Raw genomic sequence first — 12274 nt, forward strand, 5'->3', positions numbered from 1 at the left:
ATAGTTCGCCAGCCTCTCCTCAGCCCCCTAGCCTTGCTTCTCTGAACAACCGATAGGTTGTGGACACTCGAACAGGAATTTCTCTAGAAAGGAGGTGATCCAGCCGCAGGTTCCCCTACGGCTACCTTGTTACGACTTCACCCCAGTCATGAATCTCACCGTGGCAGGCGCCCTCCTTGCGGTTAGACTACCTGCTTCTGGTGAAACCCACTCCCATGGTGTGACGGGCGGTGTGTACAAGACCCGGGAACGTATTCACCGCGACATGCTGATCCGCGATTACTAGCGATTCCGACTTCACGGAGTCGAGTTGCAGACTCCGATCCGGACTACGACGCGCTTTCTGAGATTGGCTCCCCCTCGCGGGTTGGCAACCCTCTGTACGCGCCATTGTATTACGTGTGAAGCCCTACCCATAAGGGCCATGAGGACTTGACGTCATCCCCACCTTCCTCCGGTTTGTCACCGGCAGTTTCATTAAAGTGCCCAACTGAATGATGGCAATTAATGACAAGGGTTGCGCTCGTTGCGGGACTTAACCCAACATCTCACGACACGAGCTGACGACAGCCATGCAGCACCTGTGTTACCGCTCCCTTTCGGGCACACCCACCTCTCGGCGGGCTTCGGTACATGTCAAGGGTAGGTAAGGTTTTTCGCGTTGCATCGAATTAATCCACATAATCCACCGCTTGTGCGGGTCCCCGTCAATTCCTTTGAGTTTTAATCTTGCGACCGTACTCCCCAGGCGGTCAACTTCACGCGTTAGCTGCGTTACCAAGCCCGTTAAGGCCCGACAACTAGTTGACATAGTTTAGGGCGTGGACTACCAGGGTATCTAATCCTGTTTGCTCCCCACGCTTTCGTGCCTGAGCGTCAGTGTTAACCCAGGGGGCTGCCTTCGCCATCGGTGTTCCTCCACATCTCTACGCATTTCACTGCTACACGTGGAATTCCACCCCCCTCTGCTACACTCTAGCCTTGTAGTTTCAAACGCAGTTCCCAGGTTAAGCCCGGGGATTTCACATCTGACTTACAAAACCGCCTGCGCACGCTTTACGCCCAGTAATTCCGATTAACGCTCGCACCCTACGTATTACCGCGGCTGCTGGCACGTAGTTAGCCGGTGCTTCTTCTTCCGGTACCGTCAGTGATCACAGGTATTAGCCGTGACCGTTTCGTTCCGGCTGAAAGAGCTTTACAACCCGAAGGCCTTCTTCACTCACGCGGCATGGCTGGATCAGGGTTTCCCCCATTGTCCAAAATTCCCCACTGCTGCCTCCCGTAGGAGTCTGGGCCGTGTCTCAGTCCCAGTGTGGCTGGTCGTCCTCTCAGACCAGCTACTGATCGAAGCCTTGGTAAGCCTTTACCTCACCAACTAGCTAATCAGACATCGGCCGCTCTAAAAGCGCAAGGTCTTGCGATCCCCTGCTTTTCTCCGTAGAGATTATGCGGTATTAGCACACCTTTCGGTGCGTTATCCCCCACTTAAAGATACGTTCCGATGCATTACTCACCCGTTCGCCACTCGCCACCAGGGTTGCCCCCGTGCTGCCGTTCGACTTGCATGTGTAAAGCATGCCGCCAGCGTTCAATCTGAGCCAGGATCAAACTCTTCAGTTCAATACTGGTAAAACTCTCGCTTGACGTATTATTCAACCCCAATTTTCATCCCGAGGGATGGCGACTGGAGTTCTTCTTACATTGTGCGAGCACTTCGATACTTTGGTGCCGATTATTTCCACCCGAAAGTAAAAATAACCTGCTGTCCTGATCAAGTGCCCACACCTATCGGCTGTAAATTTTTAAAGAGCGGTGCTGCCTGATAAACTCAAAGTAAGACAGCGAAGGCGGCATTATACAGATGCCAAACACCCGGTCAAGGGCTTTTGAAACTTTCTTCTTATTTTATTCTTGCTCGGGGGAAATCGTTACCCTGGCGAATTTTCGCTTGCCTACCTGCACTACTGCGGTCTCACCACGATCCAGCTTGATGGTTTTGTCGCTAACCTTCTCGCCATTCAATTTCACGCCACCCTGCTCGATCATTCGTAACGCTTCTGTCGTGCTGGCGGTTAGTCCGGCTTGCTTGAGCAACTGTGCGATAGGTAACCCTTCAGTCGCAGTATACAATATTTTTTCAAGCATGTCATCCGGAAGCCCGCCACGCCTGAACCGGGCTTCAAAATCCGCCAGTGCTGTTTCCGCGTCCCGCCTGCTATAAAACCGGCTCACGATCTCCTGCGCGAACATCACCTTGATGTCGCGCGGGTTCCGGCCTTGCCCCACGTCCTGTTGCCACTGGCGCACAACGCTGATGGGCTCAAATGACAACAATTCGATATATCGCCACATCAGTTCATCGGAGACGGACATCAGCTTGCCGAATATATCAGTGGGGTTCTCGGTTATCCCGATATAGTTCCCGGAGGACTTGGACATCTTGTTGACGCCATCCAGCCCTTCCAGAAGCGGCATGGTGATGACGCACTGCGGTGGCTGGCCGAAATGCTTCTGCAATTCTCGTCCCATCAGCAAATTGAATTTCTGATCGGTTCCCCCGAGTTCGATATCCGCCTCAAGGGCAACCGAATCGTAGCCTTGAATCAAGGGATACAAGAATTCGTGAATGGCAATAGCCCTGTTACTTCGGTAGCGGTTGCCAAAATCGTCGCGCTCCAGCATGCGCGCGACAGTATGGGTCGCGGCCAATTTGATGAGGCCGGCCGCGTTAAGCTTGTCCATCCACGTGGAATTGAATACCACTTCGGTCTGTTCGGGCTTGAGTATCCGGAAGACCTGGTCCTGATAGGATTTCGCATTCTCGGCCACCTGCTCGCGAGAAAGAGCGGGACGTGTCGTATTCTTGCCGCTGGGATCACCAATCATGCCGGTAAAATCGCCAATCAGGAACAGGGCATGATGCCCCAGATCCTGCAAGTGGCGCATTTTATTGAGCAGAACGGTGTGACCGAGATGCAAATCCGGCGCTGTAGGATCAAACCCGGCCTTGACTCTGAGTGGACGATCCAGGGCAAGTTTCTGCCCCAACTCGTCTTCCAGCAGAATCTCGCTACAACCTCGCCTGATTATTTCCAGCTGCTCCGGAATCTGCATCTTCACAGTGGCACGGTCCACACACTATCTGTCATTGTCAGCCGCGAAGCCCCAGTTGATCAGCTTGTCGAGTACAGCGCTAACGTAATCCGGGCGGCGGTTCTGATAATCAAGGTAGTATGCATGCTCCCACACATCAATCGTCAACAACGGCTTTATCCCTTTGGTCAGGGGCAGCTCCGCGTTGCCGGTCTTGATCACCTGGAGCTTGTCGCCGTTTTGTGCCAGCCATGCCCATCCGCTGCCGAACTGCGTCGTTGCCGCTGTCGCCAGTTCTTTCTTGCAGGCTTCGACGGTACCGAAAGAGGCCTCGATTTTTTGTTTCAATGCAGAAGGTGGCTCACCGCCACCTTTTGGCGAGAGGCTATTCCAATAGAACGTGTGATTCCAGATTTGAGCCGCATTATTGAAAACCCCGATCTTGTCCGCCTTGCCTGCCGTTGAAGCAATAATCTCCTCCAGCGATAAATCAGCGAGGTCCGTGCCGGCTATCAGTTTGTTGAGATTATCGACGTAGGTCTTGTGATGCTTGCCGTAGTGAAAACTCAGCGTGTTCGCGGAGATGACAGGATCCAGCGCATTATCAGGATAAGGTAACGGTGGCAGAACATGTGGCGCACTTCCAGTGTTTTGATTGCTCATTGTTTTCGCTCCTGTGTAGTGACATAAAATTTGATCCGCTACCGTACTGGATACAGCACGGTACAACCATTACAGCCCAGCCAGCTGCTTTTGGGAATTAACCAGAAGGCGGTCGATACCTTATCGGGGCAGCCACATGTGCTGACCGGCAATATATTCTGGTTCAGTTCCCGGAATATACGAGTTTTCGATATGGATAAAAAAGCACAGAGCCAAGTATCGGGAAAAGCTGGATCGGAACACACATTAAGGCAAGTATATCTGAAAACAACCCGAAAATAAGCGCACCTCGGCGCTCTCCACGAGAGAACAGGCACGGAATCGAGGCCGGCAACAGAATGATCGTCATTTTACCGTTTGACCTATAATCCATTCCCTCCATTTCACAGAAGCGTGAGAGGGAGCTTTTGATATTTTTCGGGGAACAAGACATGACGGATCCCACCATTACGTGTCCACAGTGCAAGACGGAAATCCGGCTCACCGAATCCCTTGCCGCGCCGCTGTTAGCCGCCACACGGAAGCAATTCGAGCAACAGCTCTTGCAAAAAGACGATGAAGTTGCCAGACGCGAACAAGGTATCCGCAAAAAAGAAAAGGAAATTGCAGAGGCCCGGCGCACCCTGGACGATCGCGTGGCCGGCGAGGTTGCCGCACAGCTTGGCCGCGAACGATCCCGCGTGATCGCCGAAGAATCCAGAAAAGCGAAGCTTGCCAGTGCCGCCGAGATGGAAAGCAGGACGCGAGAGCTTATAGAGTTGCAGGAAGTGCTCAAAAGCCGCAACGAAAAACTGGCGGAGGCGCAAAAAATTCAGGCAGAGCTCATCAGGAAACAGCGTGCACTGGACGACGCCAAACGGGAACTCGAACTCACCGTAGAAAAGCGCGTTCAAGGCGGCTTGGCTGCGGTACGCGCACAGGCCAGGCAGGAAGCGGAAGAAGGGCTCAGGCTCAAGGTGATGGAAAAGGACCAAACTATCACATCGATGCAGCAAAAGATCGAAGAACTGATGCGCAAGGCCGAGCAGGGCTCTCAACAATTACAGGGTGAGGTGCAGGAATTGGCGCTGGAAAACCTGTTGCGCGCAAAATTTCCTTTTGATGCAATCGAACCCGTGCCGAAAGGAGATTACGGCGGAGATGTTCTGCACCGCGTAATGGGAAACGGTGGACAACTCGGAGGCACTATCCTGTGGGAGACGAAACGTACCAGAAACTGGAGCGACATGTGGCTTGCCAAATTACGGGAAGACCAACGAACCGCAAAGGCAGAAATCGCGGTAATTGTCAGCCAGACGCTGCCAAAAGGCGTGGAGACCTTTGAAATGGTTGACGGCGTCTGGGTAACACACCCTAGAGCAGCGCTACCGGTAGCACTGATCCTGCGCCACTCCTTGCTGGAACTCGCCCTCGCCCGGCAGTCCTTCGAAGGTATGCAGACTAAAACCGAAATGATTTATCAGTATCTTACAGGTCCACGTTTTCGTCAGCGGGTAGAAGCAATCGTCGAAGCTTTTACCACTATGCAGGAGGATCTCGATAAAGAGCGCAAGGTGATAATGAAGCAATGGGCCAAGCGCGAAGAACAAATCATGCGCGTTATGGGCGCAACGGTAGGAATGTATGGAGACTTGCAGGGAATTGCGGGGAAATCACTCCAAGAGATCGAGGGGCTCGAGTTGAAAAGCCTGGGCTTGGACGATGGCTTTTAACCTGCCACTGGTAGTCTCCCCCGTTCGCCCTGCCCTTCTTCTCTGCCCCGCCCTGATCCTGAGCCTGTCGAAGGGTCGAAGGAGGTCGAACGGTGCACAGGGGGCTCGCCGCAGGAGTAAGCTGGCCGACGGGAAGCAACGGTAACGTCCAACAAGAATCAAGTAGCGGCTATGCCTGAATACATCTATATATAAGTAGGCATCATTACCGGTATGTAGAACTCCTCAAAATTCAGTACGGCTGAGCTATGCAACCATACAGACTATTATTAATGTCTTTGTTCTTCACGGGAGGCATGTCCGTTAACGGTAGTACTGTAGCAGCAGGGTTTGCCCTGCAAAACCAGAACGGGGCTGGAAACGGCTATGCTTATGCCGGCGCGGCCGCAGTCGCGCAAGATGCGTCCACGATTTATTTTAACCCAGCCGGCATGACCTATCTTGCCCGCGGGCACCATGTTTCTGGCGGCGGCAACCTGCTCATCCGGTCGTTAAGATTCGGGGATGCCGGCAGCAATCCTTTCCTTAGCTACCCACTAGGCGATAAGGGCGGCCAGGCTGGAGGTCTTTCGCTGGTCCCAGCTGTTTATTGGAGCATGTCGCTCGGCACAGCCTTCCGTCTCGGGTTGGGAATATCTCCCACTTTTGGTAACTCCACTGAATGGGACAGGACTTTTATCGGCCGCTACCAGGGGAGATTCTCTGAAATAACGGCCATCAACTTCAATCCGAGCATGGCATGGCAACTGAGTGAGGACGTCTCGATTGGCGCGGGTTTAAATATCGTAAGGTTCGAAGCAGACTTGCGCAGCATGGTACCCGTAACTTCCCTGTTGCCTGCCCCGGTAGACGTTGAAACAAAGATGAAAGGAGATGATGTGGGCTTTGGCTATAACCTGGGCGTAATGTTCCGGCTTTCGCCGTCCACCCGCATCGGGCTGACTTACAGATCAACGGTGGATTTGAGAGTTGAGGGCCGCCTGACCGCACCTGGCACTGTCATTCCTGCCTCGGTCGCTCTCGAGCTTCCAAACACTGCGTCGCTGGCGATTTCTCACATGATTAGCGATCGCCTGCGGTTGCTTGCCGATCTCACTTGGACGGGTTGGGATAATGTGCCGGCAATCGTTGCCACCAGTCGTGCTTCCGGCGCTAATCTTGCAAACGAACGGCTGGGATTCAAAGACAGCTTCCGGGTAGGTCTTGGTACTCAATACCAGCATAATGACCGCCTTCGACTACACGCAGGGTTCGCCTATGATCAATCCCCCGTGCGTAACGCAATGGACCGAACCGTTCGGCTGCCGGATTCCGATCGTTTCTGGTTGGCCGTGGGTTTCAATCAAAAGCTTGGCGAACGAACGTCGATTGACGCAGGGTATTCACATGTGTTCTTCAAGGGGGCCGAGATTGATCGGCCCACCTTCCCTAACCCGTCGCTTCAGGTTATTCGCGGCTCATTCGACACGAACGTGCACATCATTTCTCTTCAACTCAATCATCACTTTTAATTTCCTGGAACGACAGCGGCATTCCGTGTCCATAATTCAAGTCAGGATCTCTTCTGCTATGCTCCGCAAAGCTCGACCAGTTCTCTATCTGGGTACCGTTCCATTTGATAGCGTAGCCAAAGCCTTCCACCGATATGCAAGGCAAGCGTATTCGCATTAAACTGTAAATTCGGGTTTCCCATCTCGCTTGTGGTTTCGCGGAAAAGTTGAATCCAGCGTTCAAATAATTCCGAAGTGAGCCCGGGCAGAGCTACGTGCTTAGGCATGGGCGCTCCCCTGAAATGGTTTGTTCCGCGCAGTTTCATTGACCAGAAATTGATCATTTGTACAAAATGCGCATCCCAGTCGGTCACATGCGCTTCAAAAATGGGGCCCAGCGAGGGATCTTTCCTGGCTCTTGCATAAAAGGTATGAACGAGGCGTGAAATTTCCTCTTCGGTACACAAGCCGGGATTAGGCGCTAAAAATTCAGGTTGCAGCATAGTCATATTCGTTCACTCAGAAATAATATTGGCCGGGAGAACAACATGGCCCGTTTTAATGTTGCTCGAAATAGTCGCGCTTGTTCGCCACCTTCAATTTTTTTGCTCAAATGAAAAACAAACACGCGCACTTTCAACAGTATTTTATGTGACAAGTCTGGCGGAGTAAAGGTTCAAACGAGTTCAAACGCGGATTTTAGAGCAGTACCAAGTGAGATGCAAAGATGACTCACCTGATTCCTGGGTGACAATTACTGAAAACTGCTGAAGCTTGAGCGCTAGAACACCCCATCTTTCGAGACACCCTCACACCTCAATATTACCCGCAAGGTTTGCAGGGCTTCAAGTTGAATCTGGCGCACGCGCTCCCGTGTGAGATCGAGATTCCTCGCGAGTTGTTCAAGTGTCTGGGTTTCGTAACCATTCAATCCATAGCGCTTTTCAATTATATATCGCTGTTTGTCGTTCAAGCGGTTAAGCCACTCCTGGACTCGGCACTTGATCTCGGACTGCTCCATCATGAGGTCGGGGCCCGGGTTGTGATCGTCAGCAATGGCGTCACCAATGGACAGCAATGGATCGACATCGAGGGGCGCATCCAGAGACATCATGCTCATGTTTAGAGACAGCATCCTCTGCACCTCCTTGACGGGACGGCCGAGCAGATACGCCACATCCTCTGGTTTGGGTTCCTTTCCTGTATGCGCTTCTATATGGCGGGCGGCTTGCAAAATGATGTTCAAGTCCTTGATGACATGCACCGGCAGCCGGATAGTCCGCGACTGATTCATGATGCACCGCTCAATATTCTGACGAATCCACCATGTGGCATAAGTAGAAAACCGGAACCCGCGCTCCGGGTCGAACTTGTCCAGTGCATGCATCATCCCCATGTTTCCTTCTTCGATCAGATCCAGCAGGGCAACGCCGTGGTTGGTATAGTGTTTGGCGATATTGACAACCAACCGCAGATTGCATTCGATCATTTTTTGCCGGGCGTTGAAGTCGTCCTGTTTGACCAGGCGGGTCAATTCCGCTTCTTCCTTCGCCGTCAGCAGAGCGTTATGGCCGATTTCATTAAAATAGATTTGCGTGACATCAGTCAGCAGAAAGTCGCTGGAAGGCTCGGTGCTGACACTGGGTGGCGCTTCCGCAACTTCAAGCGCGTTGTCGGGATCCGATGGATCCGTCTTGTCGAAACATTCTTCGTCATCGGTATATTCGAGCTGATTCATGCTTGTTTATCCTTTGATTTATCCTGAGATGCCAGGTAAATGTTTGAGCGGATCCACCGGTTTTCCATTCTTGCGAATTTCGAAGTGGAGTTTCACCAGGCTGCTATCGCTATTGCCCATCTCGGCAATCTTTTGTCCTTTGACTACTGTTTGACCCTCTTTCACCAGAAGCTTGTTGTTATGCGCATAGGCGCTAAGATAAGTATTGTTATGCTTGATAATGACGAGCTTGCCGTAGCCCCGTAATCCAGCACCGCTATAAACCACCTTACCTCCGGCCGACGCGGTGACTTCCTGTCCCTGCCTGCCGACGATATCTATACCCTTGGTACTTTCCGAAAATAGCTCCGCCACTTTGCCTTTGGTAGGCCAAGTCCATTCAACGCGGTCAGCGTCAGGAATAATTTCTGTCGCAGGTGGTACGGGCTGTACAGAGTTTATTCCGCCATCCGTTTTCGTTTCGGGCGTGGGATCAACGTTTACCGTCATTACCGCGGGAGGCATTTCCAAGAGGCCTTTTTTCAGCTGCGCCATGGCCTGCTCGGAATAAGGAAGCTTGAACGCCTTGGGTTCGGTTTTCAGCTTATTCGTATTCGGAAGATGTTTTGTTCCAGGCGGGGGACCGATAGGCGAGGCTATCGCTGCGGTGGGTGACTCCGGCTCCTGGACGGGGAATAAAGCGGGCTGCGCCGATTGAGAAGGAGAAGACAAGCTGAGCTGCTGCCCGATATGAATCGCCCGGGGATCCTGGATATTGTTCCATTCGGCCAGATCCCCCTGGTTGATGCCCTGGCTTTGCGCAATGCTGTAGAGCGTGTCACCCTTTTTTACGATGTACACGATGGGTTGCTGCACTGGCGCCTCGGCAGGCGGGCCTGCTTCATTTCGCTCCGCCATGCTGTTATCCACTACAGGCGCATGATGATGATGCGGAGTGGACTCGCAGCCGATGACCAGAAGGCATAAAACGAGAACCGAACAGGATGCCCGAAACCTTACTGTAGAGAAAACACGTCCGTTTCTCGCGACAAATCCACCCGACAATGTGTCGCTATTCAGCCGCTCCGGGTGAATTCCTGTATTCCTCATTCGGGTCTCTTGTTATGCATTCTTAACTTCTCCTGAGTTCACTAGCGCTTCCAGATGCCGGACATCATTGGAACGAATTTGACCTCATCGAATATTGTCTCAGTGTAGCCCTGCAAATTACGTTCGATAACGCACAGAAACTGGTCCTGGCTTCCTTTAGGGAACACTATTTTTCCATGAACGGCCAATTGTTCCAGCAGCGGCGGGGGAATATGGGGGGTGCCAGCGGTAAGCATGATGCCGTCGAATGGCGCGGCTTCGGATAGTCCCAGCAGGCCGTCGGCATGTCTCAGCCGGATATTATTCAGGCGTAGCTCCCGTAAACGGGTGCGAGTGCGTGTAAGTAGCGGTCCGACACGCTCGACCGAATAAACCTCGCGTGCAAGCTGGGCAAGGACAGCCGTTTGATAACCACAGCCGGAGCCAATCTCAAGCACCCTTCCAAGGATGGAGCCTGCGCGCAGCAACTCGCTCATGCGCGCAACCGTAAATGGACTTGAAATGGTCTGGCCAAAATTGATCGGCAACGAAACATCGTCGTAGGCGCGATTCGCCAGCACTTCCTCGACAAAAATGTGACGGGGAATGGCCGCCATTGCCGCAAGCACGACTTCATCGGCAATCCCTTGCGAACGTAGCCGCTCGATCATGCGTGCACGCGTACGCTGCGAGGTCATGCCAATCCCGGAATGGTGGCTATTCAACCTGGACATGCGCTGGACGCGCGTTTTTTGACCATGCTCGGCAACAGTAACGCCTTGTTCCTATTTCAACCATTCTTTTACGGCGTCCAACTGCCCGTATCGGGTCAAGTCAATTTGCAGCGGCGTCACGGACACGCGTTTGCTCTGAATGGCAAGAAAATCGGTGCCCTCGCCGGTATCCTGCGCAGGTCCCGCCGCACCCACCCAATAGACGGTGTCGCCACGAGGGTTTTTCGATTTAATCACCGGTTCCGCCTTGTGGCGGCGTCCGAGCCGTGTAACCTCCATGCCTTGCAATTCGTCGTAGGGGACGTCGGGCACGTTGACGTTGAGCAGTACCGGAGCAGGAAGTTTGTCGCCTTCGAAACGCTGCACTATTTCTGTCGCAATACGTGCGGCGGTGGCAAAATTCCCGGCGGAAAAGCTTGCGAGAGAGATGGCAAGAGAAGGAACGCCCAGCAAAAAGCCTTCGGTCGCAGCAGCTACGGTGCCCGAATAAATCGTATCGTCGCCCATGTTCGCGCCATCGTTTATTCCCGAGACCACCATGTCGGGCAACGTATCGAGCATCCCGGTCACCGCCAGATGCACGCAATCCGTGGGCGTGCCGTTGACGTAGAAGAACCCGTTGTGAGATTTGCGCAGGCTCAGGGGCCGGTCGAGCGTTAGAGAGTTGCTGGCGCCGCTACGGTCGCGTTCCGGCGCCACCACGACAATATCTGCAATAACCGAAAGCGCTTCAGCTAGGCACGCCAAGCCCGGCGCAAAATACCCGTCATCATTGCTGAGCAATATGCGCATTCAAAATTACCCCAGGTGTTTTTTTGCTTACCGGGGCGAAAAATATTCGCTGAATGTTGCTGGAATGCCCGCGATGCGCATGAAAAGTCAATCAACCTGCAAGCTTGATTGGTCGGGGCGAGAGGATTTGAACCTCCGACCACTTGCACCCCATGCAAGTACGCTACCAGGCTGCGCTACGCCCCGAACGTCAAATTATAGCAATAAGCCAGGAACTTAGGAATTGCTATCGCTACTTTATGGATTAGAGCGGAAAAACAGAGGCGGACCGGATCAGGATCGGAGCAGGAACAGGACGCTTTCAATCTCATTCCGCAATTGCGCCAAATCGATCCGCGTGGAAAACGATCCGGCGGACCCCGGAATGGAAGTGGTCTCCTCAGCCTTGCCCTGCCCCAGGCGGCTGCGCGCCCCATGAATCGTAAAGCCCTGCTCGTAGAGCAGTTCCCGGATACGACGGACCAGCATCACCTCGTGGCGCTGGTAATAGCGCCGATTACCGCGACGCTTGACGGGCCTCAGCTGGGTAAATTCCTGCTCCCAATAACGCAACACATGCGGTTTGACACCGCACAACTCGCTCACTTCGCCAATTGTGAAATAGCGCTTTGCCGGGATGGGCGGCAAAGCCTTGTCAGGCGTTACGTTTTCCATGTTGATTTTTTTCGACCATCGCCTTCAGTTTCTGGCTCGCGTGAAAAGTAACCACCCTTCGGGCCGTGATAGGAATCTCCTCGCCTGTCTTGGGATTGCGGCCGGGACGTTGCGGCTTGTTGCGCAACTGGAAATTGCCGAAACCTGAAAGCTTGACGCCATCGCCGTTTTGCAGCGCAATGCGCACTTCCTCGTAAAAGGACTCTACCATGTCCTTGGCTTCACGTTTGTTGAATCCTACTTTTTCGAAGAGCAAATCCGCCAGCTCCGCCTTTGTCAAGGTCATAGTCTCCCTCACCTGTTAGCTACTTTCAGACGTAGCTGAAC

11 protein-coding genes, 1 tRNA gene and 1 rRNA gene are annotated in these 12274 nt (G+C 53.1%); 2 read left to right on the forward strand and 11 right to left on the reverse strand.

Annotated elements, in window-relative coordinates; genetic code table 11:
• Positions 1 to 87 precede the first annotated feature (87 nt).
• From BMZ14_RS06675 to BMZ14_RS06685, 3 genes are all read right to left on the reverse strand, one after another.
• Positions 88 to 1623 (reverse strand): 16S ribosomal RNA (locus tag BMZ14_RS06675).
• 285 nt (positions 1624 to 1908) lie between these two features.
• Entirely contained in the window at positions 1909 to 3117 is a 1209-nt protein-coding gene (gene tyrS, locus BMZ14_RS06680) for a tyrosine--tRNA ligase (RefSeq protein ID WP_074796018.1), read from the reverse strand.
• A gap of 24 nt (positions 3118 to 3141) precedes the next feature.
• Entirely contained in the window at positions 3142 to 3759 is a 618-nt protein-coding gene (locus tag BMZ14_RS06685; RefSeq protein ID WP_074796020.1) for a superoxide dismutase, read from the reverse strand.
• A gap of 431 nt (positions 3760 to 4190) precedes the next feature.
• Here BMZ14_RS06685 and BMZ14_RS06690 point away from each other — a divergent pair, with 431 nt between their 5' ends.
• Both BMZ14_RS06690 and BMZ14_RS06695 read left to right on the forward strand, forming a co-directional pair.
• Positions 4191 to 5471 (forward strand): DUF2130 domain-containing protein, encoded by a 1281-nt coding sequence (locus BMZ14_RS06690; protein WP_074796022.1) that lies wholly within the window; start codon positions 4191 to 4193, stop codon positions 5469 to 5471.
• A 296-nt stretch (positions 5472 to 5767) separates the two neighbouring features.
• The gene (locus BMZ14_RS06695; protein WP_256208449.1) at positions 5768 to 6982 is read left to right on the forward strand and encodes an OmpP1/FadL family transporter; all 1215 of its coding nucleotides are present in this window, start codon (positions 5768 to 5770) and stop codon (positions 6980 to 6982) included.
• A 56-nt stretch (positions 6983 to 7038) separates the two neighbouring features.
• On the opposite strand, the gene BMZ14_RS06700 is transcribed toward BMZ14_RS06695, so the two are convergent.
• The 8 genes from BMZ14_RS06700 to BMZ14_RS06735 all read right to left on the reverse strand — a co-directional run bounded on the left by BMZ14_RS06700 (position 7039) and on the right by BMZ14_RS06735 (position 12233).
• Positions 7039 to 7464, reverse strand: a complete 426-nt coding sequence (locus BMZ14_RS06700; protein WP_074796026.1) for a group III truncated hemoglobin — start codon at positions 7462 to 7464, stop codon at positions 7039 to 7041.
• A gap of 278 nt (positions 7465 to 7742) precedes the next feature.
• Positions 7743 to 8699 carry an RNA polymerase sigma factor RpoS gene (rpoS, locus tag BMZ14_RS06705; protein ID WP_074796028.1) on the reverse strand — a complete coding sequence of 319 codons (957 nt, stop codon included), beginning with the start codon at positions 8697 to 8699 and terminating at the stop codon, positions 7743 to 7745.
• Between the two features lie 18 nt (positions 8700 to 8717).
• Positions 8718 to 9788: a peptidoglycan DD-metalloendopeptidase family protein gene (locus BMZ14_RS06710; protein ID WP_083396697.1), complete on the reverse strand. Its 1071-nt coding sequence runs from the start codon at positions 9786 to 9788 to the stop codon at positions 8718 to 8720.
• A gap of 41 nt (positions 9789 to 9829) precedes the next feature.
• Positions 9830 to 10492: a protein-L-isoaspartate(D-aspartate) O-methyltransferase gene (locus BMZ14_RS06715; protein ID WP_074796532.1), complete on the reverse strand. Its 663-nt coding sequence runs from the start codon at positions 10490 to 10492 to the stop codon at positions 9830 to 9832.
• A gap of 60 nt (positions 10493 to 10552) precedes the next feature.
• Positions 10553 to 11293 carry a 5'/3'-nucleotidase SurE gene (gene surE, locus BMZ14_RS06720; RefSeq protein ID WP_074796030.1) on the reverse strand — a complete coding sequence of 247 codons (741 nt, stop codon included), beginning with the start codon at positions 11291 to 11293 and terminating at the stop codon, positions 10553 to 10555.
• A 109-nt stretch (positions 11294 to 11402) separates the two neighbouring features.
• Positions 11403 to 11479 (reverse strand) — tRNA-Pro (locus BMZ14_RS06725).
• An 87-nt stretch (positions 11480 to 11566) separates the two neighbouring features.
• A complete protein-coding gene (locus tag BMZ14_RS06730) occupies positions 11567 to 11947 on the reverse strand; it encodes a MerR family transcriptional regulator (protein WP_074796031.1) in 381 nt (126 codons plus the stop codon).
• Positions 11928 to 12233, reverse strand: coding sequence for an integration host factor subunit alpha (locus BMZ14_RS06735; protein WP_074796033.1), 306 nt, complete (start codon positions 12231 to 12233; stop codon positions 11928 to 11930). The genes BMZ14_RS06730 and BMZ14_RS06735 overlap by 20 nt, the downstream gene beginning before the upstream one ends.
• Between the last annotated feature and the right edge of the window lie 41 nt (positions 12234 to 12274).

The sequence above is a fragment of the Nitrosospira briensis genome, from assembly GCF_900115125.1.
GTDB classification, from domain to species: domain Bacteria; phylum Pseudomonadota; class Gammaproteobacteria; order Burkholderiales; family Nitrosomonadaceae; genus Nitrosospira; species Nitrosospira briensis_A.